22 protein-coding genes and 3 pseudogenes are annotated in these 26,815 nt (G+C 35.9%); 10 read left to right on the forward strand and 15 right to left on the reverse strand.

Annotation, left to right across the window (positions count from 1 at the left end; translation table 11 throughout):
* Window positions 1–86: 86 nt before the first annotated feature.
* On the reverse strand, window positions 87–1,607 hold the full coding sequence (locus CD29_RS04515) for a right-handed parallel beta-helix repeat-containing protein (protein WP_140422892.1): 1,521 nt from the start codon (window positions 1,605–1,607) through the stop codon (window positions 87–89).
* A gap of 173 nt (window positions 1,608–1,780) precedes the next feature.
* Window positions 1,781–4,246: a beta-glucosidase gene (locus tag CD29_RS04520; protein WP_081976139.1), complete on the reverse strand. Its 2,466-nt coding sequence runs from the start codon at window positions 4,244–4,246 to the stop codon at window positions 1,781–1,783.
* A gap of 356 nt (window positions 4,247–4,602) precedes the next feature.
* Here CD29_RS04520 and CD29_RS20910 point away from each other — a divergent pair, with 356 nt between their 5' ends.
* Together CD29_RS20910 and CD29_RS20915 are read left to right on the forward strand one after the other, a co-directional pair.
* Window positions 4,603–4,755, forward strand: a complete 153-nt coding sequence (locus CD29_RS20910) for a hypothetical protein (protein WP_408056597.1) — start codon at window positions 4,603–4,605, stop codon at window positions 4,753–4,755.
* 12 nt (window positions 4,756–4,767) lie between these two features.
* Window positions 4,768–5,034 (forward strand): annotated as a pseudogene (locus CD29_RS20915) (OsmC family protein); the annotation flags it as partial.
* Between the two features lie 119 nt (window positions 5,035–5,153).
* Here the strand turns inward: CD29_RS20915 and CD29_RS04530 are convergent.
* Window positions 5,154–6,038, reverse strand: coding sequence for a LysR family transcriptional regulator (locus CD29_RS04530; RefSeq protein WP_036183379.1), 885 nt, complete (start codon window positions 6,036–6,038; stop codon window positions 5,154–5,156).
* A 136-nt stretch (window positions 6,039–6,174) separates the two neighbouring features.
* Here CD29_RS04530 and CD29_RS04535 point away from each other — a divergent pair, with 136 nt between their 5' ends.
* Window positions 6,175–7,365, forward strand: a complete 1,191-nt coding sequence (locus CD29_RS04535) for a coenzyme F420-0:L-glutamate ligase (protein ID WP_036183381.1) — start codon at window positions 6,175–6,177, stop codon at window positions 7,363–7,365.
* A 297-nt stretch (window positions 7,366–7,662) separates the two neighbouring features.
* Here the strand turns inward: CD29_RS04535 and CD29_RS04540 are convergent, their stop codons facing one another.
* The 4 genes and pseudogenes from CD29_RS04540 to CD29_RS04555 form a co-directional block, all read right to left on the reverse strand.
* Complete coding sequence (locus tag CD29_RS04540; protein WP_036183383.1) at window positions 7,663–8,760, reverse strand: serine hydrolase domain-containing protein; 1,098 nt, start codon at window positions 8,758–8,760, stop codon at window positions 7,663–7,665.
* A 265-nt stretch (window positions 8,761–9,025) separates the two neighbouring features.
* A complete protein-coding gene (locus CD29_RS04545; protein WP_036183385.1) occupies window positions 9,026–10,312 on the reverse strand; it encodes a sensor domain-containing diguanylate cyclase in 1,287 nt (428 codons plus the stop codon).
* A 590-nt stretch (window positions 10,313–10,902) separates the two neighbouring features.
* On the reverse strand, window positions 10,903–11,625 hold the full coding sequence (deoD, locus tag CD29_RS04550) for a purine-nucleoside phosphorylase (protein WP_036183388.1): 723 nt from the start codon (window positions 11,623–11,625) through the stop codon (window positions 10,903–10,905).
* Between the two features lie 116 nt (window positions 11,626–11,741).
* Window positions 11,742–12,118: pseudogene (locus tag CD29_RS04555) on the reverse strand (DUF4317 family protein); the annotation flags it as partial.
* A gap of 331 nt (window positions 12,119–12,449) precedes the next feature.
* Here CD29_RS04555 and CD29_RS04560 point away from each other — a divergent pair.
* The 3 genes from CD29_RS04560 to CD29_RS04570 are packed head-to-tail and all read left to right on the forward strand — an operon-like array spanning window position 12,450 to window position 16,156.
* Complete coding sequence (locus CD29_RS04560) at window positions 12,450–13,925, forward strand: spore germination protein (RefSeq protein ID WP_036183394.1); 1,476 nt, start codon at window positions 12,450–12,452, stop codon at window positions 13,923–13,925.
* A 4-nt stretch (window positions 13,926–13,929) separates the two neighbouring features.
* On the forward strand, window positions 13,930–15,066 hold the full coding sequence (locus CD29_RS04565; protein WP_235801776.1) for a GerAB/ArcD/ProY family transporter: 1,137 nt from the start codon (window positions 13,930–13,932) through the stop codon (window positions 15,064–15,066).
* Window positions 15,053–16,156, forward strand: coding sequence for a Ger(x)C family spore germination protein (locus tag CD29_RS04570; RefSeq protein WP_036183397.1), 1,104 nt, complete (start codon window positions 15,053–15,055; stop codon window positions 16,154–16,156). Before CD29_RS04565 ends, CD29_RS04570 begins: the two co-directional genes overlap by 14 nt.
* Before the next feature lie 104 nt (window positions 16,157–16,260).
* Here the strand turns inward: CD29_RS04570 and CD29_RS04575 are convergent, their stop codons facing one another.
* Both CD29_RS04575 and CD29_RS04580 read right to left on the reverse strand, forming a co-directional pair.
* Complete coding sequence (locus tag CD29_RS04575; RefSeq protein ID WP_036183399.1) at window positions 16,261–16,446, reverse strand: hypothetical protein; 186 nt, start codon at window positions 16,444–16,446, stop codon at window positions 16,261–16,263.
* Between the two features lie 116 nt (window positions 16,447–16,562).
* Window positions 16,563–17,081: a DJ-1/PfpI family protein gene (locus tag CD29_RS04580; protein ID WP_036183402.1), complete on the reverse strand. Its 519-nt coding sequence runs from the start codon at window positions 17,079–17,081 to the stop codon at window positions 16,563–16,565.
* Window positions 17,082–17,229: 148 nt separating this feature from the next.
* Here CD29_RS04580 and CD29_RS04585 point away from each other — a divergent pair.
* Window positions 17,230–17,568 (forward strand): annotated as a pseudogene (locus tag CD29_RS04585) (winged helix-turn-helix transcriptional regulator).
* Between the two features lie 674 nt (window positions 17,569–18,242).
* Here CD29_RS04585 and CD29_RS04590 read toward each other — a convergent pair.
* The 3 genes from CD29_RS04590 to CD29_RS04600 form a co-directional block, all read right to left on the reverse strand.
* Window positions 18,243–18,542, reverse strand: a complete 300-nt coding sequence (locus CD29_RS04590) for a hypothetical protein (RefSeq protein WP_036183405.1) — start codon at window positions 18,540–18,542, stop codon at window positions 18,243–18,245.
* A gap of 191 nt (window positions 18,543–18,733) precedes the next feature.
* Entirely contained in the window at window positions 18,734–19,252 is a 519-nt protein-coding gene (locus tag CD29_RS04595; protein ID WP_036183406.1) for a hypothetical protein, read from the reverse strand.
* 581 nt (window positions 19,253–19,833) lie between these two features.
* Window positions 19,834–20,253, reverse strand: coding sequence for an NUDIX hydrolase (locus CD29_RS04600; protein ID WP_036183407.1), 420 nt, complete (start codon window positions 20,251–20,253; stop codon window positions 19,834–19,836).
* 420 nt (window positions 20,254–20,673) lie between these two features.
* Here CD29_RS04600 and CD29_RS04605 point away from each other — a divergent pair, with 420 nt between their 5' ends.
* A complete protein-coding gene (locus CD29_RS04605; protein ID WP_036183408.1) occupies window positions 20,674–21,168 on the forward strand; it encodes a hypothetical protein in 495 nt (164 codons plus the stop codon).
* A 433-nt stretch (window positions 21,169–21,601) separates the two neighbouring features.
* Here the strand turns inward: CD29_RS04605 and CD29_RS19560 are convergent, their stop codons facing one another.
* From CD29_RS19560 to CD29_RS04620, 3 genes are all read right to left on the reverse strand, one after another.
* On the reverse strand, window positions 21,602–22,513 hold the full coding sequence (locus tag CD29_RS19560; protein WP_052123994.1) for a hypothetical protein: 912 nt from the start codon (window positions 22,511–22,513) through the stop codon (window positions 21,602–21,604).
* 335 nt (window positions 22,514–22,848) lie between these two features.
* Window positions 22,849–23,283: a helix-turn-helix domain-containing protein gene (locus CD29_RS19565; protein WP_052123995.1), complete on the reverse strand. Its 435-nt coding sequence runs from the start codon at window positions 23,281–23,283 to the stop codon at window positions 22,849–22,851.
* A gap of 311 nt (window positions 23,284–23,594) precedes the next feature.
* Complete coding sequence (locus CD29_RS04620) at window positions 23,595–24,584, reverse strand: phage/plasmid replication protein (protein ID WP_036183410.1); 990 nt, start codon at window positions 24,582–24,584, stop codon at window positions 23,595–23,597.
* 546 nt (window positions 24,585–25,130) lie between these two features.
* On the opposite strand from CD29_RS04620, the gene CD29_RS20170 reads away from it, so the two are divergent.
* Both CD29_RS20170 and CD29_RS04625 read left to right on the forward strand, forming a co-directional pair.
* Entirely contained in the window at window positions 25,131–25,304 is a 174-nt protein-coding gene (locus CD29_RS20170) for a hypothetical protein (protein ID WP_156111873.1), read from the forward strand.
* 7 nt (window positions 25,305–25,311) lie between these two features.
* Window positions 25,312–26,781, forward strand: a complete 1,470-nt coding sequence (locus tag CD29_RS04625) for a recombinase family protein (RefSeq protein ID WP_052123996.1) — start codon at window positions 25,312–25,314, stop codon at window positions 26,779–26,781.
* The last annotated feature ends 34 nt before the right edge of the window (window positions 26,782–26,815 follow it).

Below are 26,815 nucleotides of genomic sequence, written 5' to 3' on the forward strand. Positions count from 1 at the left end.
ACTTATAGTACGGTTCTCCTCACCATATTAACTGGTATTTTTATTTTGTTGATTAATCTTGTTCCAAGTTCACTAATCTATTTTTATTAGTGAAGCTTGCACTGCTGCTGAGCCGACCGTCTCACATCAATCCCGTCGGCCACTCTCAGGTCTTCTCCGATGATATTTTCTACAATGTTATTCACCATGCTGAGGTTATCTCCTGCATTAATCATAATACCGTTGGCTGCATGTCGAATGACGTTGCACTCGATATTGATGCCTGTAGGAATGCCTTTACCACGTCCGTCAGTGCCACGGTCTTCACTGAGCTTGATAGACCAGAACCCCTCAGTCCCTCCAGTGATGTGGTTACCGTGTAACTTCGTGCCCGGAGCATTGCGTAGCTCTATACCTACCTTTGAATTATCCCCTGCCGTGATCCTATTGTTCTCTATGAGTGTGTCAGGAGTTCCCAGGATAACGAGTACTCCCTGACGGTTACCGATTAGATCGTTAGAGTGCACCCAATTTCCATGTCCTGAGGCATCGTGCTTGTTCTTGGACCCACCGGAATTACCCAGCGCTATACCCGCCCGTTGCCCGCCGATGACTTTGTTATCCCGGACCTCGTTAAGGTATTCACCTTCGCCATGTAAGTCAATGGCATCGAGATGGCTGCCAACAATGGTGTTCTCTGCTACAAGATTGTTATGTGTGGGGAACTGAAGTAGAATGGCATGTCGCAGATGCCTGCCATCGAAAGTATTGCCGATTACAACATTGTGCCGGGAATCGTTAGAGGCATCTGGGTCGTGCTGGTCCCTTGAGCCTTCAACAGCGATGCCGTACCCCTGTCCTCCTGGTCCAACTGCAGTAGCCTCACTTACGTAATTACCAGAGAGAGTCACTTCACGGCTAGCCTTAACGGAGATACCGTGGCGCTCGAATTTTCTGATGCCAAGGTTCTTTACCAAGATCCGAGAGCTAGCCTTGCCATCTCTGGCTCCTATGTGAATCCCATACATCGGGCCACCACCCGCCTCACCATAGTCAGGGTCCTCGCCTAGTGGACCCTCATAACGAGAGGTGATTGTAAAGTCAGCGACAATGACGTCGTGAACTCCAGAACCACGGATCACCCGGCTGTCATCCTCGCCATCAAAAGAGGTCAGTAACACTGTTCTCTCTTGTCCCTCGCCGCGTATATCCACACCACTACGCAACACGATATTTGCTGACTCATCGTCCGGGTCAGTTGTACGTAAGTCATATGTACCAGCCGGCATTACTACCTCGTCACCAGGTTCAGCTGCATCTAGGGCCGCCCGTATGGCTACTGCATCGTCGTTTGAGTCCGGATCAGGATCTGCCCCAAAGTCAGTGATATCCAAGGTCCTGCCTGTCGCCGTACCTGGCGTCGGCACCTCAATCTGGATCCCGGACCTATCCACCAACCCCGGGACCTGCCAGTCGCCGGGCTTAGACGGAGCAGGTCCTACATTTTCCTTGCTCTCGACCGACCCGTCAGATTCCTCGTTGCATGCGGCCAAGAGGACCACCAGGCCAAGGACTACCCACCACCAATGCGTCAGACCTCTTAGGCTACTCCGAATGGATTCCTTCATTACACTTCTCACGTCCTTTCTAAGACTCCTTTCGTTTCACCGCCCATGTGAGGCGATGAGAAAGGCGATGAGCGCACGCGCTCACCGCCCTTGGGATGTTCCGACAATCCTTACCGGGTCGCCGACTTATCTCATGGCAAGGGGTCTACCTATTATTGTTCCCCTTGTCATTGTTAATATCTTTGGCTGTTGCCATTGTTGTTACCTTTACCTTTATTGTTGCCTTTGTTGTTTTCTTTGCCGTTGTCCTTGTTAAGTTTGAAGTTCAACGGGATGTCTTTTTCCAATGGTGTGTCTGCTGAGGAACCACCGACATGTACGCGGTATTTCCCGTTAGCGGTAGACCACTCGCCATCAGCCCAGTTCGCCAAATTGTCCGGTTCTTCCGGAACAAAATAAGAGAATGGGTGGTTAGAGTCAGCATGGTTAATACGTACAGTCAAGCGTTCACTCTCACCAGGCTCAAGATCAACCTTCTCAAAATTGACAAGTCGCTTAGTCGGCTGCCCTGCCTCGTTTGGCAATGTCAGGTAGACTTGTGCTGCTTCTTTACCGGCAACGTCACCCGTGTTCGTAATCGTGAAGGACACGTCAATGCCGGACAATGAGCCTTTACCTTGGACCTTCTTCACCTTTAGGTCGTCATACGCAAAAGTAGTGTACGACAAACCGTATCCAAATGGGAAGATCGGCTCTACGTCGTTTGCTTCATACCAGCGATAGCCCATCTTTAGACCCTCAGTGTACTTAGCAATTAGTTGGTCAGAACCATTACCGTATGGACCTGGGCCACCTGGCTTGCCAGTATCTTGACGTGTTCCAGGGTACTGCTTCTCAGTCGCAAAAGCTGCTTCACGCTCTGTCGCACCCCACGTCATAGGTAGCTTTCCAGAAGGATTTACTTTACCGTATAGCAGGTTGGCAACGGCATTGCCATCTTCCATACCTGCGTACCAAGCTTCAAGCACTGCAGGTACCTCATCTAACCACGGCATTAGCACCGTACCAGAAGTCTTCAGGATTACTGCAGTGTTCTCCGCGTTTGCTTCCAAGACTGCATCAATTAGTGGCTCCTGCTCCACCCAGTCCTCTTTATCTGGGTTAGTGTTAAGGTCAATCGCCGGGAAGCCAAGGGTATCACGGTCTACAGTCTCATGTGGGTTGTCACCAACCATTAGCAGTACTACGTCGGACTCAGCGGCTAACTTAGCTGCTGCCTCTGGGTCACGGCCATCGTTATATGTTACTTCAGTATCATAGCCAAGCTCCTCGATGACATTCTCAAGTCCTTCTTGCGGAGTGACCGTGTAAGGAGCATTTACGTTTTCGTTATTGTCTCGAACAGATCGCGGAGACATCTTTGCTTCACCAGCGAACCATTCAACGCCGATTAGTGCGATAGTCTCCGGCTCGCCGTCCAATGGTAGGAAATCGTTATCGTTCTTCAATAGTACAGCGCCTTCTTCAGCCATTTTCAGTGCGCTAGCACCGTTAGCAATCGGATCGACGATTTCAGGCATGAACTTGTCGTAAGGCTCATCCATGTGGCCGTACTCGATCATCTTGATGTAACGTGGACGAAGTAGATTGTCGATGTCGTCCTCAGTTACCTCACCCGAGTCAAGGGCATCCTCGATTTTTTCCTCAGTGAAGAACTGTGGTGCCCAGTCAAGCTCTACATTCGTTCCCGCCTTTATAGCAGCAACGGTGTCGTGAATTGCGCGACGGTCACTCATAACGTAACCTTCAAAGCCCCAGTTGTCTCTCAAGGCGTCTTGTAGTAATTCAGAGCTGTCACAAGCATAAGTGCCGTTAACATCTGGGAATGAACACATTACTGACGCTGGATCAGCATCCTTAACAGTCATTTCGAAAGGCAGCATGTATAGCTCGTTCATTGCCTGTGATGGAACTTGGACACCCATTGTCCAACGCTCAGTCTCCTGCTCATTGCCTGCCAAGTGCTTAAGCTGGGCCTGAACTCCTTGTTCCTGGATACCTTTAACCTGTTCAGTCGCCAATGTACCAGTCAAGTATGGGTCCTCACTGAAATATTCATAGTTACGACCACCGTACGGGTGACGAATTAAGTTCATGCCTGGCCCAAGCAACACGTGATGCGCGAAGGCACGAGTCTCTTCGCCGAGAATTCGGCCTGCCTCATAGTTCAGCTCGCGATCGAAAGTCGCTGCCAGCGCAGGTGTTGATGGAAGTCCTGTTGCTTCTGGGTCATTGCCACAAGATCCACCTTTTACGCCCGTACCACCATTAGTCATACGGATTGTTGGGATACCCAATTCCTCAATCCCACGGATCTGACGCCCAGTGTCCTGCCACTCACAACCAGGCAAAGTACCCTCTGGCGCGAATTCACCATTCATGTACTTACTTGTACCGCCCCTTTTAATAACAACCGGCTCACCGGTGTCGTTCTCATTAAAGCGTGAAATGGCGATTTGCTGGATTTTTTGTTCCATCGTCATCTCGTCGAGAAGCATCTCAGTGCGCTCCTCAGCAGACAGCTTAGTGTTCATCCAGGGTTTGTTCACTTCCGAATCTCCATTCATCGCATTCGCAGGCTGTACTAACGATGACATGGAGATGGTAGCTGTCAATAAAATTGTACTAATTCTCTTCATCTTATTTTCTCCCTTACTATCAATTTACGGTTTTTAGTATAGAGAAAAACTATTACCCTGGTATTACCCTAGTATAACGATTAATTACAGATCAGTAACAAAGACCAAGTGATGAGTATTACCCCTAAAGTCATTAAAATTGTATACAATTTCTTTCGCAATCAATGATTAGACATATTAAACAAGTGAATTTCAATTAGAAATATACTTAATTTTCTTTACATTACTGAAATAGAATAGAAGTACTTTATTATTAATTTCTATAAATTTTTCCATTTATTTTTATTTACACATAAAAAGACATCTATAGGGAACAGTAATTATGGGTATGACCTTTAATTAAGGAGATGAATTAGATGTCTGAAATTCTTTATAGTTCGACTGTAACAACTTATGGGGGCGTAGAGGGAAAAGTCCAATCATCAGATGGTGTCATTAATATGGCCACCGCTATACCAGGAACTAATAGAGACGAGGAATTAGAGCAAGTTACAAATCCTGAACAATAGTTCGCAGCAGCATACGCAACTTGTTTTGATAGTGCTTTACAAATAGTAGCGAATAAAGAAAAATTGAATTTAGAATCACAAGTCACAGCCAATGTTAAATTGTTAGAAGATGAGAAAGATGGATATAAATTATCCATTAATTTGAAAATTAAAGGCAAAAATATTGATAACAACCAATTAGACAATCTAATCAAAAAAGCCAACCAAATTTGGCCATATTCAGAAGAAAAAAGAAAAAATATGGAATTAACTCTCGAAATAGATTCAATAAGCCACTAAATAAGGATAGACTTTCAAAAAGAGAACGCAGAATACAGCGTTCTCTTTGGTGTTTTTAAGAATTTGCACTTACTTATGGTACGGCTCAACGTAATATATTTAAATGCAGTTTGTATATTTCAAACTTTATGTATCCTTTCTACAAACTTTCCAGCAGCACGGGATAAAGGAACATTTTTCAAGTAACATATACCAATACTCCTTTTTGGAATTTCCTCTTCTAGCTTTAACTCGTATAACTCTCCACTTTCTAAATAATCACTTGCAAACTCTTTTACTACACAAGAAATACCTAAATTTATTTTTGTGAATTCTAAAACTAAATCATGTGACCCAAGTTCAAACGCAGGCGAAATTTGAAAACCTCTTTTTTTAAAGAAATTTTCTACATATACTCGTGAGTTGGACTTTCTTTCTAAAAAAATTAATGGCATTTTCATTAAATACTCAAAACTGATCGGTTTATCGATCATTCTTTTAAATTTATCTCCACAGACAAAAATATCATGAACCTCCTTACAAGGTATGATTTGAAGGTTCTCGTCATGGATTGGCAAATTACATAGCCCCACATCTGCCTTTCCGGATTTAATAAAATCACAAATTTCTGATGTAGTTCCATTTAGAATTTTCAATCTAATTCCGGGGTATCTTGCATGAAACTCTTCCAAATAAGGCAACAAAAAGTAACGAGAGACTGTATCTCCAACCGCGATACGTAATTGTCCAGTATTTAATTTATTAACTTCTAATATCTTTTCTTCTGCAACGTCGATCATTCCTAATGCAGAATTAATATATTCATTTAATAGTTTTCCTTCATTAGTTAATATTATGCCCTTAGATGTTCGATAAAAAAGTTGTATTTCTAATTCATTTTCAAGCTTCATAATGGCTTGACTGACCGCAGATTGTGTCATATATAATTCCTGTGCTGCTTTAGAAAAACTTTTATTACCACTAACTACGTTAAATATACGATATAAATCCAAGTTCCCAATCATATAAGTTCTCCTTATATCACATATTATAAATATTAATTTTACTTATATCATCTTTGGAGGGTATAGTAAACTTATAATGTTTAAACAGACTTAAGTATTTCTACATAAATTATACTCACTTAGAGGAGAGATTAAATTGACAAGAGCCGTTGGTACAGTAGTCCGCGGACTTCGCGGTCCTATCATCAACAATGGTGATAATATAGAACAAATCGTAGTTGATACGGTATTAAATGCAGCAAAAACTGAGGGATTTTCAATTGAGGATCGTGATATTGTTACAATCACTGAATCCATTGTTGCTCGTGCACAAGGAAACTATGCAACTATTGATGATATAGCAACAGACGTTAAAGCAAAATTTGGCGATGAAACTGTTGGTGTTATTTTTCCAATTCTTAGTCGTAATCGATTTGCAAACTGCTTACGTGGGATTGCTAAAGGATCAAAGCGTATTGTATTAATGTTAAGTTACCCATCTGATGAAGTAGGTAATCACCTAGTAGATATCGATGAGCTAGATGTTAAAGGCGTCAATCCTTGGACAGATGTATTGACTGAGACTCAATTCCGTGAATATTTCGGATATAACAAACATACATTCACTGGTGTTGATTACATCGATTATTATAAATCTTTAGTTGAAGCTGAAGGCGCAACTTGTGAAGTGATTTTCTCAAACAATCCTAAAACTATTCTTGACTATACAAAGAGCGTTTTAACATGTGATATTCACTCACGTTTTAGAACAAAACGTATTTTAACAAACAACGGTGCTGAAAAAGTATATGGACTTGATAATATTCTTTCCCAATCAATTAATGGTAGTGGATTTAATGAAGAATATGGTCTACTAGGTTCAAATAAAGCAACGGAAGACAGCGTAAAGTTATTCCCTAACAACTGTCAACCAATCGTTGATGGGATTCAAGCAAAACTCAAAGAAGTAACAGGTAAAACTGTTGAAGTAATGGTTTATGGAGATGGGGCATTTAAAGATCCAGTAGGTAAGATATGGGAGCTTGCGGACCCTGTTGTATCTCCTGCTTATACACAAGGACTTGACGGTACTCCAAACGAAGTGAAATTAAAATACTTGGCAGATAACAATTTCTCTCATCTTCGTGGAGAAGATCTAAAACAAGCTATTTCTGAATTTATCCAAAACAAAGACGAAGACCTAGTTGGTTCGATGGAATCACAAGGTACTACGCCACGTAGACTAACTGATCTAATTGGATCATTATCTGATTTAACTTCTGGTAGTGGGGACAAAGGTACACCAATGGTCTATATTCAAGGATACTTTGATAACTATACAAAATAAGATAAAAACTACAGCTGAAAATTTTTTTCTAACAATTGAGGGCGAGTTCAAATCAATCAACTAGACGTTGATATTTTCTATATAATAACTTAAGAAATATTTGTTAACCTTGATATAACAACATAAAAACACATTGGAAACAACAAATAAATTCCAATGTGTTTTTTATTTTTATTGTATATCTTCACTTACTTTTGATACGGTATTCGGTAACTCGAGTATGTGAGGTTTTTATGTTTTCATAAAACGCAGTTTAATCTAAATTAGATGCCTCGTTATTTCTTTTGAAATTTTCTTTTACAGTAATACCTCAACTTTTTTTGTAGCCTTTAGAAGCTTATCCGCTAATTGAAGCATTAACCTAATCCCTTTTTGACCATATCCAAATTGGTTTAAGGTTCCAATAATATAGGCATCCGTAGCCGGGTGATAAAACATAAATGAACCCGTAGATCCAGCATTTCCCCAAGAGTTGTATTTTGCCGGCATTAACAAAGGAATCGTTTTTATATTCATCAATCCATACCCATAATCTATTCCTAAAAAGAATTTACCACAGTCATTTTTCATTTTTTCAATAGTTTCTTTCTTTAGCATTTTACCATTTACTAGTGCTTTCATAAACGTTAACAAGTCACCGGTAGTAGATACGATACCGCCTCCAGCATACAAAATGCCCAAGCTCTCGCTATTCGTCATGTCTGTTTGACGAATATAAAACTTCGCTACCTCATATGGACTTTTTTCTATTGGTTCAGTACGAGAGAAATGAGAGTGTTTCATCTCTAGAGGCTCAAAAATATTCTTCCTTAGTACCTCATGGAAAGGTAAACCTGAGATATTTTCAATAATAAATCCCAATAAATGATATCCTGTATCGGAATAATGGAATCCCCGTCCTGGAGGGAAGTGATTTTTCATGTTCTCCTTCGCCCAATTAATCACTTCAAGTGGAGTCCATATTCGATTTGGTTCATCAACAAGCAAATCAGGCATTGACTTTCCTTTAACCGGCTTATCCTCTACGAAATCGTTTAGGCCAGAAGTGTTATTTAATAAATGTCTGATTTTGATTTCATTTGAGTAATCCTTCTCTTTGTAAATATGCAGATTTGTTAAAATCTCAGCATCCAAATACTTTGAAATTTTGTCCTCATATGAACAATACCCCTGTTCAACTAATTGTCCAAACAAAACGGAAGTAAACAGTTTACTAATACTAGCAATATAAAATGGTTGTTCAGAATGGATAGCCTCTTTTCCAGTAGCCATTTGAAAGTCAATCCCGTGCTTCTCTGAATGAACACGCAAATATGCATTTTGAATTTTGGCGTCTTTTTCTACCCTTTTTTTGAAAAACTGTTCAATTCCAGTTTGAACCTTTGCCTTCTCCATGTTCCCATCTCCCCAATTATCTTCTTTTCTTTATCATTTTTACGTAACTTGGCTGCAGTTATGACTAACCGCGTTTACCTATGTTACGGTTCACCGTAACAAGTCTATGTGAGGAGTAACTACTTTTCATAGTTTTTGACCTAACTCTGAAGATAAAGGAAAAAGTAAGAAGGGAACCCTCGAAATAGTTACACTAGGCCACTAAATGTGGAAGGCACGAGATATTTTCTTCTGGGTCTATACTTTATCACATGGTGGTCCTTTTCTAACGAAAGCTTACTCGGTTTCTCCCGCCTCTTTTAGAGTTATACAATGCCTTATCAGCTATTATAAAAAATTGTTCCTGTTTGACTTTTGCAATATCACGGCTTATATTTGCAGTTGTAACACCTACACTAACAGTAACAAATGGACTGACATCTGACTTTGTATGAAGAATTTTCAATTCTTCTACTTTCCTACAAAGCCTTTCTGCCAAAGATATAGCTTCGTCTTTATTTGTATTAGGCAAGATAATACAAAACTCTTCTCCGCCTATTCTACATACACGATCATTTTCTCTAACCTCACTAGCAAGTGTATCTGCTACTTTAATTAGGCACTCATCCCCTTTTCTATGACCGTATGTATCGTTATATTTTTTAAAATAGTCAATATCTATGACTAATAAAGAAAAGACAATATTATGTAGGAGATACTCTTGATACACCTTTTTTAAATGGCGGTTAAAAAACCTTCGATTAAAAACCCCTGTTAATGTGTCGGTATAGATTGTCTTTTTTAATAATTTCTTTTCTTCCTCTAACTCTAATAACTTCTGCTTATTTTTTGTAATATCTCTAGAGATACATATAATCTCATCTGTTATCTTATCTAAGGATAAAACCCTTTTATATTTTGACTCAATCCAAATATACTTCCCATTTTTACATCTAAATCGATAGGTTATTGTTTTAATTTCATCTATCGTATCTGTATGACTACTATCATTTAATAACTTGATATTTTCTATGTCTCTATCATGCATGAAATCATACAGAGATCTTCCCACCATCTCTTTAGATGTGTACCCTAATACATGGGAGTGATTTGGTGAAACGTATGTATATTTTCCATCAAGGGTATGCAATGAAATATAATCAGTCGAGTTTTCAGCAATATGCCTGTACAGCTGTTCATTTCTTTCCAGTCTAATCTCTGCAAGTTTTCTATCCGTAATATTTACATGTGATACAACTGCACCATTGTTCTGATTTATTTTAATTGGAGTAACTCTTAATACGAACCACCGAAGTTCACAATCAGAATGACACGGATATTCATAATTAAAATGATCCTTTGTACCCTTTAATACCTGAATTATTCCTTCTTGAACTTCCTTTGGGCAAACAGTCAAGTAATTGTTCCCTATCCCCGTCTTATCTAGATCAGCATTGTTTTCAATTGAAAAATTCACCCAAGATCTATTAACAGCCATAATATCCCCATCTCTATTTAATACGGCAATTTGATCTAAGAGTGAATCCAAAACCTCTAGATCAATAAGTTTCATAATATTACATTCCTTTCCCATCCTTGAATGTTTAGCTATGCTTTGGACGCTTATTTTCATAGGTTTTATTTATATTAATGGCACTATTCTCTTATTATAGTTTACTGCAAAAAAAACCTACGTAATAGAATTAATAGATTATCGGCTCTTGTCTCTTAGTTAAAACACTGTCTAATAATTTGTAATATATAGATAAGATATAAATTGTGATGAATATCAAGGATATCTTCATAGTAAGCCACTTACGGTAGAACAATTTAATAGAATGTTAGAAGTAGGCAATTTAACATATTAAAGGTTCAATCCCTAAACTAAATATGAAAATTACTCATAATTTCAACCAGAAATAATAATAGACATAGGGTGTACACTAATTAATAATCACACATGTACACGCTATGTACCCAGTTTAATAAACACTTTTTATCAATATTATCTTTATAAACCGCGTTTACTTATGATACGGTTCACCGTCCTGTAACTAAATGAGGGGTTTTATCTACTAACTTTTATAAAATTGAAAAAAGAAGTACCAAGAATGTTTAGTTGTTCTTTGATACTTCTTTTATAACTTATATGACTCTCATTACTTATACTATATCTAAAGCAATTTCCATCATTTTTGTAAATGAAGTTTGTCTCTCTTCTGGTGTTGTTTGTTCATGTGTAATCATATGGTCACTTACTGTTAAAATGGTTAATGCTTTAACTCCAGCGCTAGCAGCATTTAAATATAAACTTGTCGTTTCCATTTCTTCTGCTAATATTCCCATTTTAGCCCACTTTTCTGTTGCCGTTGTTTTATTAGCACTATAGAAAACATCACTAGATAGTACATTCCCTACAAAAACCTTATAATTCTTTTCATCAGCTACTTTTTTAGCTTTCTCTAATAGTTCATAAGATGCTGTAATTGGCATTTGACCAGGGAGATCAAATTGATGTGCAAAATTTGAATTTGTTGCTGCTCCCATAGCAAGTATAATATCGTATAACTTAATATTCGTTTGCATAGCCCCACATGAACCGATACGAATTAGATTTTTAACTCCAAAAACATTAATTAGTTCCCATGAATAGATTGCCATGCTTGGTGACCCCATTCCGGTACCCATAACAGAAACTTTTTTCCCTTTATATTCACCTGTGTATCCCAGCATACCTCTAACTTCATTAAATAGAACAGGGTTTTCTAAATAGTTTTCAGCAATAAACTTTGCACGTAGTGGATCCCCTGGCAAAAGTATAGTTTCTGCTATTTCTACTCCGTTTGGCTTAATATGTGGTGTTTCTTTTAAATCATTGGTGTTCATTTAATCTTCTCCTAATTCTTTATATTATTGATATTTTCTATAAAATGAAAAACCACACTTACTTATGATACGGTTCACCGTAACAGGGCTAAATGAGGTTTTTTCCCTTGTCCATTTTAGAAAGCCGGCTGAAGGATGATCACCCAATCTCTCTTACTCTTACTCCAACGTTCTTCCGGAAGCAGCTTAAATCCTTCAATGATCGTGTCTTCTTCCACCTCGATCAATAGACAGCGTTTGCCATTATAATTGACCTGTTTGACATATCTCAAGTCTTGAGGACTGATCGCAATATTCGCTACTTTTGTGCTGATCTTAATGGACTTAGACGCGTAACTCGGAACGATATGGCATGCTTTCATTTCATACGTTTTGTCTTCAACCATCTGCTGAAATACCCTTTCCACTTTTTCCGTATTCACATCTTTTTCGCAGCTCGCCTTCACACACGTTCATTCTCTTTAGTATCCAAAGTAGGAGTATTCTCATCTTCCACCACTATTTTCAGTAAATCGTCATCCAACTTAAATTGTTTTCGAATCTCTGCTATATCTTTGTATTCATCTATAATTTTAACTCCCTGGCTAGTAAGATTGTGTTTTGGACAAAAAAAGAGCATCCAAGGCTACAGCTTTTGACACTTCTTTATTATAACAATCTTTATGATGAAGAAGGCCTATCTATTATGGATTGGTTTGGTTTCTCTTGGGTCGTTTCACCTCTACTTTTTTGTATATTTTATATTAAATTGCTAATAATGTGTATGACAATGGTCCTTTTAAGTACGACTAGAAATTTTTTTCTCAATAATGGAGGTGGGATGTTTGTTTTGGAAAAAAAAACAAATTGAAAGTAAGCTTGTTACTCAATCAATAGCTGAATCAGAATTATCGATAGAAGCTCTGAAAAAAAGCCTCACTCAAATGGATGATGCAGAATTTGTGGAAATTGACATTTCCGATATTCGAAAAATTCATCTTGTTTACATACGAACTCTCATTGACCAAGAAAATTTAAATGAAAGCATTATAAAACCTTTAACTAATTGTTCCAAACCGTCTATTCAAGATTGCATTGTGAATTCCTCAATTATTCCCAATCATATTTTTATAGAGGCAAAAACAAAGTTGTTTTCAGGGTCCGTTTTGTTATTTGATTCTTCGCAAAACCTTTGGTTAGCTGTGCCATTAAAAAATCCTACTGGACGTGCCATTGAAACTTCCGAAACAGAAACCATCCTGTTCGGAGCAAAAGACAGCTTTAGTGAACAAGTAGAACAAAATATTACGCTTATTCGAAGACGACTCCCCATACATGAACTGAAAACAGAGAAGTTTACTGTCGGTTCTATGAGTAAGACAAGTGTTGTTTTAATGTACATAGAGGGGCTGACTAATCCAGAATTTGTTTCAACAGTCAAAGAGAAGATTTCTGAAATTAATTTTGATCTCTTCTTTGACTCCTCTCAAGTTGCGGCATTCCTGGAGGAACATCAAAACAGTATTTTCCCTCAGTTTCAGCAAACTGACCGGCCTGATGTAGTTGCTTATTCTCTGGGAATAGGAAAGATTACCCTTCTGGTAGACAATACACCATTTGCTCTTGTTGCACCCATTACTTTTTTCCATTTGTTCCAATCACCCGAGGACTATATTAATCGATGGGTAGTTGCCAGTTTTTTGCGTATCATCCGATATGTCTGTTTTATTCTGTCAGTCGCATTGATTCCTGTCTATGTGGCATTGACAACTCATCACTATCAAATGATTCCTATACAAACACTTCTGGTGTTGGTCGAATCAAGGAGCAAGCTTCCTTTTACTCCTTTTTGGGAAGCATTTATCATGTTAATTTTTATTGAAATCATAAAAGAAGCAAGTTTAAGGATGCCTACAAAAACAGGTCAAACACTTGGGGTTATTGGTGGTATTGTGATTGGTCAAGCGGCTGTTGAGGCTGGATTCGCTAGCAAGGTATTAATTGTCATGGTTGGAATCTCGACGATAGCTTCCTTTCTTATTCCCAACTACCTTATGACAAAAGCAAATTCATTAATTCAATTGATGCTTCTTGTTTTTTCTTCTTTACTTGGGATAATTGGGATTGCACTAGGAAGCATTGCTATTTTAGCCCATCTTAATAGCATGTCTTCAATCAAGCAACCCTATCTTTCGCCAGTTTCACCCTTCTTTGGAAAGGATTGGGTTGACTTATTCATTCGAGGGCCATTAGTCAAAATGTTGGAGCGTCCAGAGCATCTTAAACCTCTAAAACTTAAGAGATATAAAACTAGGAGATGACTTGATGATGATGGGAACCCACCAATTATTTAAAAAGAATGAAACCTATAATGGGCTCTATGCCATGTTGTTGGTAAATCGCCTCCAAATGCTATACTTTTTTCTGATTATGCCAAATATCTTGATCAATCCATATATGATTTGGGTGCTTATAGCTGTAGGGTTATTATCCCAACTAAACCTTCTTCTTTTATCGAAGTGGCTTTTAACCCGTTTATCTAGCAATGGTTATAATGGATTTGTCCAATTGTTTGGAAAAAAATTGGTACGATTTCTCTCTTTCATCGGGTTGTTCTTTATTCTACTTAAAATTTCCGTCATAACGTTAGGATTCAGCGAAATTGTTCAAACATTTATACTTCCATCAACAGATACAAATTTTCTTGTCTTTTTTATTTTGTTGTTATGTTTTTATGTCGCAGGTAGGGGCGTTGAACATACCATTCGTTTTGTGTTGATTTCTTTTTTCTGTACATTTTGGATGATCACATTTTTCGTTTTTTTCGTCTTCCCTCCAATAGCTCAACTCAGTGATTTGTATCCACTTATTCCAATGGAGTGGAAAGTAGAAAATTGGAAAGCCGTTTTTTTAATTTTGTCTTCCTATTCTGGTCCGGAATTTCTGGTATTTTTGGGACCATGGCTTAAAACAAACAATAAAACCTTTCGCTATTTGTCTTACGGAAACGCTCTCACCGTTGTAGAGTATGTATTCCTATTTATAGCATCCTTATTTTATTTCGGTTCCAATTTTTTAAGTAAAACTCAATATCCAATTATTAATATGGGCCGTTATTTACAAAACCCAGTGTTTGAACGAATTGATATAATGATGCTTTCCTTTCTATTATTTAACCTAGTTTTTGCAGTTTCTCTATTTCTATTATTGTTTTATGGAGCATCTAAAATAGCTTTTGGTAAAATGAGCAAGCCGACCAGTGGTAAAGGTTTGTTATTCAGTGTATTCCTTATTTTTATTGGAATGGTTCTTGTGAATGAATTATTTTGGAAGTCTTGGGAGAAGCAGAACTTTTTACTTAATCTTCAAATTATAGCTGGAAGCATAAGCTATTTTCTTGTTCCACTTGTTATTGTTTTAGTAATGAAAAAAGAGGGGGTTAAAAAACATGCTTCTACATAAAAAGCTATGTAAAAGATTGATACTCCTTTTTATGACTTTTTGGTTATCTGGCTGTGCCCCTGTTACCGAAAACAACCTTATTGAAGAAATTTCTCCCGTTACCTTTTTGTCAATTAGTAAGGGGGATAAAGGGAAATTAAAAGTCAGTACAATTATGCCTCCTCTAAGTAAAGAAAATAAGTTTGTTATGTCGCAAGAAGTCAGCTTATTAAAGGAGGGAGTACAGAAGTACAACTTTAACTTCTACCAGGAAATTAAATCCGGACAAATGCGGATGCTGGTAATTAGTGATGAACTTGGAAAAGACGGGATTATGTCCATTATAAATGTATTATTGACTGATCCGGATATTTCTCCGAGAATCTATTTAGTACTCGTAAAAGGAAATTTTGATGAATACTTGGAAAGCCAATTGGACAAAGATGAAAACTTTGATTACTCGTTTTACCGAATGCTGAAGCATTATGAGGAAAAAAATCAAGGAGAATTAACTGTCGTTAATCTTCATCAATTTAAACATTTGCTCTATACTCCTTATTCAGATCCTTTCTTGCCTGTATTCAAAATAGAAGAGGATGGGGTCAACTATGAAGGTACAGCCTTGTTTAAAGATGACAAGCTAGTTGAAACTATTTCATCTTTAGATGAGCGTATCTTCCAGCTGATAAACAACGACCACTACTTAAAAGTTTTACCGATTCCAGAATTCGAAATTGTACTGGGTCATGTTAGATCTAAAATAATAGTAGATATCGATAGCAGTTATTCTACAATGACCTATACCGTGAATATAGACACTAGGATTGAGGAATACCGGGGAGAGAAGCAATTATTTGACCCACAGCAGTTAGAAAATATGAAAAAAGATATCGAAACCCATCTTGAAAAACAAACATATGAACTAGTTAAAAAGATGCAAGAATTGAAAGTGGATCCATTACAGCTTGGCATACAAACAAAAAGACCATTCTCAAAACCAATGGAAGAAAAAAAATGGATTGAAATGTTTGAGAAGATGGACATTAAAATAAAATACAATATTAATATCGATCCTTTGACGGATGCAAATTCAAAAAGGCCAAACCTTTAATTTTTCCTATCGAATAAGCCATAATAGAAACAAAATGCCCTAGAATCTAAAGATTCTAGGGCATTTTGTTTACAATCTATTGCTTTGTGTAATTTCTGTCATAATTATACAAAAACACAAGCTAGCGTCGTGGTCGAAAACTTGGGAATTGACCATGATTTCATCACATCCGCCTGGCTTTCCTCCAAAACTGTCTGCGGCTTTTCTTTTACCGTTTGTTTGCTACCAATAATCCACTCTATATGTTGTATTAGTATAACAGCAGCTTCTTCTTCATTAAACTCAGCCAAATGAATTTCCGAACCTTCCTTTGGTATATTGTTCTTATATTTGGATAGCCAAAAGCCTACGGAATTAATTCCGTAGGCTTTCGATTATATGAAAATTCAGCGAAGATACTGTAGAATTAGCTTAATGCTTTTACTAAAGCTTCTCCAAACTCTTTAGCGCCATCTGGCCCATCACCAGTAATAATATCATCATGAGCAACAACATGTTTTTCAACATATGTTACTTTATTCGCTTTTAATTGGTCTTTTTGTATATCTACTGGATAGCAAGTTGCTTCTCTTCCAGTAAGTAAACCCGTTTTAGCTACAGTAACCGCACCTGCACAAATTCCTGTTACAAGAACTTTATTAGTATACGCTTGTTTCAAGTAGTCTTGTAATTCTTGATTTTCCCATAGATGATCGTTCGTACCAGATCCACCAATAACAGATACAACATCATAGTCAGAAGCAGAAACGTCTGAGAAAATGACCTCAGCAGTTGCTTTACCTTCATAATCCCCTATGATTTCACCTGTTTTTGTACTTGCAATTGTCACTTCAATTCCGTTGCTTTCCAATTCCACTTTTGGTTGAAATAATTCGTCTTCATTGAATCGTTCTGGTGGTATAATTAAAAGTGCTTTTTTACTCATTTGTAGTTCCCCCTCATTAATAAAAAAGATTCGCCGGTAAGACGACTATTTCATTCTACTTCTTGTTTTCTTCACTGTGAAGAATGCACTTTTTTGTAAGAAGGTTACCAACAGGTTACAATTGATATAAATAAGGAGGTAAGAATTTATGCCAGATACATTTAGAGATGAAGTTAAAGAAAAGATCATAAATGGTGATTATAATTGTGAAAAAGAACTTACCTTATCAATTATAAGTGGTAAATGAAAAATTGTTATTTTATGGCATTTGGGTGTAGAAGGGCCACACCGATTCAGTGATCTCCAAAGGCTTTTTCCAAAAATATCTCATAAAATATTAACAAATCAATTAAGAGAACTGATGGAAGATGGAATAGTTCATCGCGAGGTTTATCCAGAAGTTCCACCGAAAGTGGAATATTCCATGACTGAATTGGGGATGACTTTACTTCCTATCGTTGAAATGATGTATGAATGGGGATTATAAAAGAAATGGATATCTCTGAATTAAACAATTAAGCATAAGCTTACATTTACAATGTTGCTTTACAAAACCTATTAGAAAAGTTGCACCTTCACTTAACTGTAAAGAAGGTGCTTCTTATGCTTAATTGCGGAGTATTTCGATCATTTATGCTGTGGATTGGTTCAACTGAACGGGGTTGTGTTTTCTTTTATTTACAATAAATTATACATAAAAGAACTAAATGAAAAGGTCTCCATTCCGCTAATGATAAATCAAGGGTCTTATTAGATAATAACCAAATCATTTCCAAAACTGCATAATCCAAAAGGCTGGCTAAAAGAAATTTCTGTTTTTTAGTTGCTTTTTTGCTTTACTAGCCTGTCAACATCCTTTCACAGTGCTAGTCAATTTAAAAACTTGATTAAATAAATTAAATGTTTTTCAATGTTTAGATTCTTATATTCCCTCAAAAACCTCATTTACTTATGATACGGTTCACCGTGTCTATTTAAGAGGCAAAAAATGAGACGAGATGTTTGGTTGATGGAGGGGAAAACCCTAAAAGTAATGTAATCACCCATTTAACAAACGTCTTAACAGTTAATTTGCTATGAAAATGGTAAACAAAAACGCTCAGTATTTAATATGAGCGTTTTTCGGCATTATTTAATGTGCTTCTTCAACTAAAGCCTCCGTTAGCTTAATAAAGAACCTAATAGAAATGGTGAAATGATTAACAATATAGAGATTATAATTAGTGTTGCTGTAACAAACTTTGGAAGTTTCACCATACCTTTTCCTTTATACCACCCTGAAAATTGCAACTTATTTCTGTACAAAACAAAAATAAGTAATAAAATAGCTATTGCACCAAGCCACGAATAAGATTCAGTTACGTCATTTAGTGCATAAATATTGCCTATAATTACCCAACCCAATGCAAATAATATTCCTAAAATAAATAATATACGGAGTAATTCTAAGAATGTTTTCATCCTATTATCGCCACCTTATATGATTTGTTCTTACTTTTCTTTTTTGACTATTTTTGTTCAACAAACCTGCCCCTTTAGTTCAATAACTTCAACAAAAGAGGCATTAATCCTTCTTGGATTAACGCCTCCGTTAGTTAAGTAAGTTTATTTATTAGCTTTTTTATCAATTTATAAGAGCTGAAAATCTATGATTAATATTTTGTAGCTAAACGTTCTTTAACTCTTTCGAACATTTCATGTTGTTCATCATGCATTGCGTTATAGAAATCATGGATATTCTCAACATAATCTTGAAAATCCAGGGTTATAAAGCGAGTTGCCTTTAATGTCTGCATTAAATCTGCAACTTCTATTTCTGTAAGTGAAGTACCGTTCACATATTTTGTTAGATGTTCTTGTACTTCAAGCATTCGACTTCTCCATTCATGATGTACAACGTTCCCGCCAAAAAAAATCAGATCAGTTGTGTGCAGTAAATCATCAGAAAGTTTGTCTAAATAATCTACGTCCGCATCAGTTAGGGGTTGACTAAAGTTCCATGCAAGTAGTTCCTCAACTGTATCCAGTAGTAAGAAGTTTGCAGAATAGTATTGGCGACCGATTTGTGTTTCCAATTGATTTACTTGTTCTTTCGCAGGGTGAACCAACCAAATCACTCCACATAAAACTATTGCAACTAATACACTCACAATATGTTTCAACCTAACCACACTATCACTCTCCAAGATTTATTTAATTGTCATTAGTCTAATAATTACTATTAAGACAACATATTACAGCGATTATCACAAAACTTCTGGTATTTTATAACAATCTCATTGAACTAACCTGCCCCGATAGTTGAATAAGACAAGGGCTGACTTAGCAACCCCATTCTTCAACTAAAGTCCTCGTTAATTGAAAAACATATATACTGGAAAATATAAAACAATAAAAATAATATACAAATATAATAGCCTTAAATTAAAACGTAGACAGAAGTTCATAAAAGCCTTCGATATCTTTTCGACAACTAAAGACACAATAAAAACGATCAATAACGTAAAAAAAATTTGCAAAGAAAATTTAGTTAGAAAGTTACTTAATACAGGGACTAATCCGAGGATGAGTGCATATATAGCAAAGTACAAATAATTTTCATATGGTTTTACATCAATTGTCTTACTTAAGAGTATCCCACCTAAAATCAAATTTCTCTTCTTCAACTAATCTGCCACTTTAGTTCAGTAACTTCAACAAAAAAGGACTTTAATCCTTCTTGGATTATCGGCTACTATAGTTGAAGTAGCTATTAACTAAAGACATGGTGTAGATAATCTCCATGACCTCGGATAAGTTCAACTTCATCCTTTGATGATATCCAGAAGTAATGGAATGTTAGCCCTTCCTCATCTCCTCCACCTGTTGGCTGATGATCCCACTTATCTGGAGCATCCGATACAACAATTTTATAAAAAAATCTATTATGAGTAGCACCATCATCATTTTTCCAATTATCTTCTGCAATTAAATTCTCAACTATAAAATTCTTCAATCCAGTTTCTTCTTCAATTTCTCTAATAACTGCATGATAAGCATCTTCTTGAGCGTTCACTGTACCTTTAGGTATTTGTATTCCAGCTTCAGGAATCGAATGTTGAAAAACCAATACTTGTGTCTTACCATTCTTTATCCTGGTTACGTAACCGTATGCTTTTTTTATTGAACTCAAACCAATCCCACCCTCACTTTTTTAAACTTCTTCAACTCTTCTTCCCCGTTGGTTTAATAAGAATATATTTTAATACCATATTAAAATTTTAACGTAATTTCTCCATTTTTTTTACTCCTACTTTATTCAATCGGTCTGTTGCTCACTAATTTGCACCTATTTAGCACTAAAATTAGCAAGACCACATAAATTTATGAAGTCTTTCTAAAAGCGGTGTTAAAAGATATGTTAAATTATAGATAATTCATGATGAATTAAAATGAAGCGTGCTTATTTTCCTAATACTTATAAATCATTTAACTAATTCACTGCTAATTTGTTCATTAATATTACTTTTCTCATTTTCCTCACCTCAAATGAATACTTTTCTCACAAAATACTAAAATACAATACATCCACAATTACAAAGGAGGTGTATCCATGAATAAAGACAAGTTCCTCACAACAAATAGCAAAAATCGTGTAGCCATCGTAAACGAGTTGCTAAAGAGGGAAGGTTTTGATTTACAAAGAGTAGCGGATGCTCTTGAAATTAACTATTCTACCTTTACGAAACTGATGCAAGAAGACGATTATGTTTATATTAAACGGGAAAACCAGTATTATAAATTTGTTCGTGATGAAGGACAGATATCTACTATTTCTAACCAAAGTAATTCCGAAATGGATTATATTAAAAAGAATTTTCCCCTTTTGAAAAGCATAATAGAAAGATATAAACACAATGACGACTTCATCATTGACAAGCGTATATTCCGATCTACCTCTAAAATCTCCAGTAAAAACTTCCGTATGCCAGACGACCTCTACCAAAACTTTGTTGCTACTTGTGAAAACGAGTTCCCCCATTTGAAAATCCAAGACATTATTGCCCAACTTCTTCTTGATTTCACAGACAAATATTCCAACAAATAAAAATGCACAAAAGACAAGGCAGTTCCATTATTAAAACTCGATAAGGACTGCCATAATTACATCCCTTCTATAAAAAAAGACAGCTCTAATCTAATTAGAAACTGCCTTTCCTTCATATCTTGTTGTAAGTTCTTGTTGTTAAAAGTTCTTGGACAATCTCTTCACCAAGTATCGTTATCCGTTTTAATTTTATATTCTTAACTATCCACTCACTCTTAATTTTAACAAAATTATTTCCATAACCCTTAGTACGTCGAATCTCTACCGTATTTATCCAATTATCTTATAAATTGTACCATAATCCAGCTCGATACCACAAAATTCTCTTCTAATAACAATATAAAAAGTCATCTGCATCTTCTTGCCGTATTCGGTAACTTTCCTCGGTTTCATATAAACCTTCAATCATCTTCGGATGTTAGTAATATTGCCTTTAATCCTTCCTACTTTTAACCCATTGATCTGCTACATATGCTATTTCTTTTCTTCCATATGTGTAGGGGCAGAAATACAAAATAAACTTTTCAAATATTTCTGCAATCATATCAAAAGTATCTTCTAAGGAATCCAACGGTTTAAAGTATACACCAATCTTTCTATGTTCAAATTGTATGTCTGGATGCACCTCATTACGAATTAACTCCCTATGTTTTAAAAATAATCTGTACCTATCAATTCTATGTTTTTCGAAATAAAGCTCTACAAATGCACGTGACTTTACATTCTTAGAGGAGCATCTAAATAGCAAACCATTCTGACCTGAGCCGACTGTTAACGTTAAATCGTTTAAATTCATTTTTTTGTTGTAGTGAAAGTTTAGATAGAAAGGCATTCTCTTGCGAAGTACAGCTAACATTGCCCTTTTTATATCATCTGTTCGTGAAAGATCTAATGGTGGCTCCAATGTTAATGCATGGCCAGCGTGTAAAGGATGTATATTTTTGATTGAATAATCGACAGTTAGAAGCTGTCTGATTTTTATTAATTGCTTCATATGTTCATACACTTCAAGCTTATACATTTGGTTCAATTTTTCTAACATATCAATAGCTAAGGGATTAATTGAAACTGCAAAAAAATCTATATAGTGTAATTGTTTGCTCTTTATCCAATCTGTAAGATCCCGAAGTATTACCTCATCAAATGATAATGCCATCCATACAATAACCGCCTCTTGATTAGCCAGCATCATCTTTTTGATACGCTCCATATAAGTACGGTTCGTATGGTTTTGTTCCAGTGAGATATTATTTAATTCAAATCCTAATATCTCCTGCCATTGTTGATAAAAATCCTTTAGGTAAATTGTAAAAATCGACTCCTTGTTGCTCCCCTTTTTACTCATATCCTATTGCCTCCTACATTCGCTGTGGTTTTTTGTCATTTATTTTTTACAAAAGAAAAGCACCTACCATCCAGAGACGGTAAGTGCTGTTTTTAATGTATATAGTTGAATTTTATAGATAGAATTTGCCATTGGAATCAAACCTTTATAATAATACTGTCCTAACTTTATAGCAAAGGGTTCTGTATTGTCAATAATTCATATAACATATATACAATTTATTAATAATCAATTTTTTGGCACATATTATGTATTTCTTCTATATGTAATCAAAATAATATTCATAACCTATATATATATATAGGTAGAGAAGGAGAAAATCTCTCCTCCTAACCTTACATTTCTTCTTTAAGCTCTATAATTAATTCGCCAACCCTTTTTAAATCTTCCAGCATTGTATCTGCTACCCATTCGATTGCTAAAACAGTAGTACAAATTTTTAGCAGTGAATCTTTCGTATTTGCACTTAGATTTATCCCTTCCCACTCAATTTCATTATTGAAGAAAAGTTCTTCAAGTGAAGCTTCTCTGCCTGTAGAATCAAACTTTGTGCCGAGGAAAGTGTCAACTCCTGTTCCTAATGCCACCGCAATATCCTCTAAAATATTGATGCTTGGATTTTTTCTGTGACCTGATTCGAGACGATTCAAGTACGATGGGGTGACGTTACACAACCTCGCCATTTTTTGAAGTGAATACCCTTTGGATTGCCTTAGATGTTTTAACAGCTTTCCAAAATCATTGCCAAGTTCTCGTTTTCCTTTAGTCATTCAAATCCTCTCCTTTTAATCTTTCCATTCAAGGAACCCTGTTTTAATTGATCGAGTTGATCTTTATATCATAGTTAGGAAGAGGAATTTGATAACATAAGAAAGGTACTAATAGTAATTATAGGCATAGAAAAAGAACCACCCGAAGCCTGGTTAGCGGAGTGGTTCTAATGGATCTACTTATTGCCGAACCGAACTTCAAGTTCGGTAATGGTACACGATACTCGCAATATCGTGCTTATCATTATTATAACCATTATTAACCACATATCAACTGTATTTCTATTCGAATTTAAACATTCTAAATTTATTTACCATAAAAATTTATCAAGAGGATTGCTTAGAGTATTTGGTGCTTTTGGGTAATTTTTTGGAATGGGGATTGGATTGATGCCAAGTTGACTCAACATTTCCAAGCGGTTTCTAAATGTGGCTTTTGTCATTGATTTCAGCGGGGTATCAATACTGTGAGAAGATACTTGTTTCAAAAATACAATCAGCTTATCTTTATTGGAATCAGAGAGGGAGGAGTTACGTATACGTTTTCTTGCTTCATCTAACTTATTAAATTCTCCAGGATGGTAAATGGGGGACATATATTTGCGGAAATAACCTCGATAGACTTCTTCTTTCATATATTCTTTTAATTTCTTAGGTCGACAATTCCCTTTGTCTTGTCGAGCCATATAATTAATATGATCTTGTAGAATTCGTACTTCAAACCTTAGTACGTTTTTTTCATACTCTTGTATCTCTTCTTTTTTAAATAATCGTTCTTCTTCTTTTGAATAAACTACAGCTTGTACCGATTTTGACGAATGGTAAACAGTCGTTTCATATTTTTGAAAAACACCTTCAGCATCAAGCTTACCTATATACTTTTTTTGATACCTATGTGATTTAGTAAGCTTCTGATACAAGTGGAGCAGTATATCTCTGTGGAGTTTTTCCTCTACAACTAAATCGTATCGGTAATCAATTCTTTGCAGAATATGATGTCTGAAATGCAAAAAATGTTTAAAGAGAATCCAAAGAATATTCGTTATCTCTTGTTCTAACGAAATATAGTCATCTTCCGTAATGTCAAACTTACCAAGAAGGAGAATTGCATCTATGAACATATATAACTTCCACTGTCCATTGCCTTTATTTGAAATTTGAAGCGTAACTCCTTTAAACTTACCACCGTAGTAATTAGCAAAGTAGTCATTCAGTTGCGTGTAAATAATATTAAACCTTTTTTGCAAATCCATAACTTCATAGTATTCAATAGGAAAATACAGCTTGATTGTATGGATCATTTATACCACCTCCAGATTGACCTTGGGAGGCTGGAAATCTTTATACATCAAAGGTTTATTGTTATATTTTTGCTCCCAGCCCCATTATATTTATCCTTCCTTGCCCCCAAAATTAGATGGGCTACTGACAATATAGCGAAGAAGTCAAGTTGAAATAAATAGGTTTTGTGTTCGAGCTGGTTCGAGCTGGTTATTCCATTAATTGTTGTAACATTCAATTAACTATTGACATTAGGCAAAATATTTCTTATTATAGTTTATAGAAATTTTTATATAACACATATTTTGATAGATTATAGACTGTTTTACTTAGATACATGAACAATCCAATAGGTATAGTTGTTTCAAGGGGGATTATGCCTTCTTGCTTAACTACTTATTGCGATTTTTTGTATATCTAAGTAAAGCAGTCTTTTTTGTTGTTTTATATGCATTCTTGCTTCTTTTCAAATAATATCCCCCCGATTTTTACATAGGTTAATGACACTTTCCTCACTTCATTAACCTAAATAACCTCAAAATTCCACTACGAAAGGAAGATCCCCAATGAAAGAATCCCCTACTTTAAGTTTTAATGAAGAAATTGAAGAACAATTATTGATTGGACCTGAGCTGGAAAAATATAATGCTCGAAAGTTTCTTAACTTACTGTCCGATCTGATTGTCAAATATGAAACTACTATTTACGACAAATTTAAGGAAAGCAGATTAGGAGCGTGATTGATTTATGCGTGCTGTTGGTTACGTTCGAGTAAGTACCGAAAAACAATTAGACAATACTTCTATTGCAAAACAAAAAGAGGAAATTGAAAAATACTGCAAAAATAATGATTTACAACTCGTTCGCATCTTTGATGAAGGGGCAAAATCGGCTGAATCATTTAAAAATCGACCTGAGTTTAAAGAGTTGTACTCATTTGTTTTTGATAAACAAAATCGAATAGATTACGTTGTCGTTTATGATTCTGACCGTATATCCAGGGACAATTTAGAATCCTTATATATTTATAAACGACTAACGCAAGCCGAAAAACATCTTATTTGTATAGCTGACAATATTGATACAAGAGATCCAAGAGCAAAAATACTTTATCAAATCATGTCATTAGTTGCAGAGTTAGAAAGAGATATGATCATATTCCGAACAAACTCTGGTATGGAGAAAAGAGCCTCTGAAGGAGAATTTAATGGAGGCGTCATTTATGGATATATATCGAAGAATAAGAAGCTTAAAGTTGTCCCTGAAGAAGCAAAAGTCGTAAATTATATATTTGAAAAGTATGCAATCGACCAGTGGGGTTATAAAAAGATTGCTTCAAACTTAAACACTTTAGGTGTCACTACAAAGAAAAATAATTTTTGGTCAATTACTTCCGTAAAAACGATACTAAGCAACCCCATTTATATAGGCAAAATAAAATGGCGTGGTGAACTGAGAGATGGAAAGCATGCCCCTATTGTTGACCTAAAGTTATGGGAGAAAACACAAGAAGTATTGAAAGTAAGTAGTTATAGACAAGAGAAAGTTCATCCTGGAAGCTTCCCCTTATCAGGCTTACTAAAATGCCCAGAATGCGGCTCAGCCATGTTACAAGGAAATAGCAGTCCAAAATACAAATACTATCAATGTTCAAGAAACAAAAACAGCGGTAGTAAGGCGTGTTCCTCAAACCTTGTAAAAAAGGATTATGCTGAAGATTATGTATTCAACCAAGTGTTTATAGCGTTACAAAAATACAACATTATAGAACCTATAACCAGTATGCTACACGCATACGCTATGAGTGAAATAGAGCCATTGGAAATGAAATTAAAGACGTATGAAGTTGAGTTAGATGAATTAAAAACAAAGAGAAAAGAACTTATAAATTGGAAGTTGAAAGATATTATTTCAGAAGCGATTTTGAAGGAGGAAATGGTAGATTTACAAGAGGAAGAGAAAACGATTTTAAGTCGAATTGAAAATTTACAGCACCTCATTAAACTCAGAGATAAAACCTTTTTAGCTGATATTATTTCAACATCACTACACGATTTAAAAGCCTTTTTCGATATGATCGAAGATGATGACAAAAAGGAATTGCTTCGTTCTCTCATTGAAGAGATTCATGTAAATCCAGGGAAGACTACTAAGGATAGAACTATAAAAGAAATCATTTATAAATTTGATTTAAAATATTTGAATCAACTGAACTAAGAGAAGGGAAACATCCTTTCTCTTGTTTGTGTTT

Source organism: Ureibacillus manganicus DSM 26584, assembly GCF_000772945.1.
Classification (GTDB): Bacteria; Bacillota; Bacilli; order Bacillales_A; family Planococcaceae; genus Ureibacillus; species Ureibacillus manganicus.

Coding starts and splice junctions, on each gene's coding strand:
- CD29_RS04515 (WP_140422892.1), bottom strand. CDS start 1,607: ATGAAGGAATCCATTCGGAGTAGCCTAAGAGGTCTGACGCATTGGTGG.
- CD29_RS04520 (WP_081976139.1), bottom strand. CDS start 4,246: ATGAAGAGAATTAGTACAATTTTATTGACAGCTACCATCTCCATGTCA.
- CD29_RS20910 (WP_408056597.1), top strand. CDS start 4,603: ATGTCTGAAATTCTTTATAGTTCGACTGTAACAACTTATGGGGGCGTA.
- CD29_RS04530 (WP_036183379.1), bottom strand. CDS start 6,038: ATGATTGGGAACTTGGATTTATATCGTATATTTAACGTAGTTAGTGGT.
- CD29_RS04540 (WP_036183383.1), bottom strand. CDS start 8,760: ATGGAGAAGGCAAAGGTTCAAACTGGAATTGAACAGTTTTTCAAAAAA.
- CD29_RS04545 (WP_036183385.1), bottom strand. CDS start 10,312: ATGAAACTTATTGATCTAGAGGTTTTGGATTCACTCTTAGATCAAATT.
- deoD (WP_036183388.1), bottom strand. CDS start 11,625: ATGAACACCAATGATTTAAAAGAAACACCACATATTAAGCCAAACGGA.
- CD29_RS04565 (WP_235801776.1), top strand. CDS start 13,930: ATGATGATGGGAACCCACCAATTATTTAAAAAGAATGAAACCTATAAT.
- CD29_RS04570 (WP_036183397.1), top strand. CDS start 15,053: ATGCTTCTACATAAAAAGCTATGTAAAAGATTGATACTCCTTTTTATG.
- CD29_RS04580 (WP_036183402.1), bottom strand. CDS start 17,081: ATGAGTAAAAAAGCACTTTTAATTATACCACCAGAACGATTCAATGAA.
- CD29_RS04590 (WP_036183405.1), bottom strand. CDS start 18,542: ATGAAAACATTCTTAGAATTACTCCGTATATTATTTATTTTAGGAATA.
- CD29_RS04605 (WP_036183408.1), top strand. CDS start 20,674: ATGAATAAAGACAAGTTCCTCACAACAAATAGCAAAAATCGTGTAGCC.
- CD29_RS19560 (WP_052123994.1), bottom strand. CDS start 22,513: ATGAGTAAAAAGGGGAGCAACAAGGAGTCGATTTTTACAATTTACCTA.
- CD29_RS19565 (WP_052123995.1), bottom strand. CDS start 23,283: ATGACTAAAGGAAAACGAGAACTTGGCAATGATTTTGGAAAGCTGTTA.
- CD29_RS04620 (WP_036183410.1), bottom strand. CDS start 24,584: ATGATCCATACAATCAAGCTGTATTTTCCTATTGAATACTATGAAGTT.
- CD29_RS20170 (WP_156111873.1), top strand. CDS start 25,131: ATGAAAGAATCCCCTACTTTAAGTTTTAATGAAGAAATTGAAGAACAA.
- CD29_RS04625 (WP_052123996.1), top strand. CDS start 25,312: ATGCGTGCTGTTGGTTACGTTCGAGTAAGTACCGAAAAACAATTAGAC.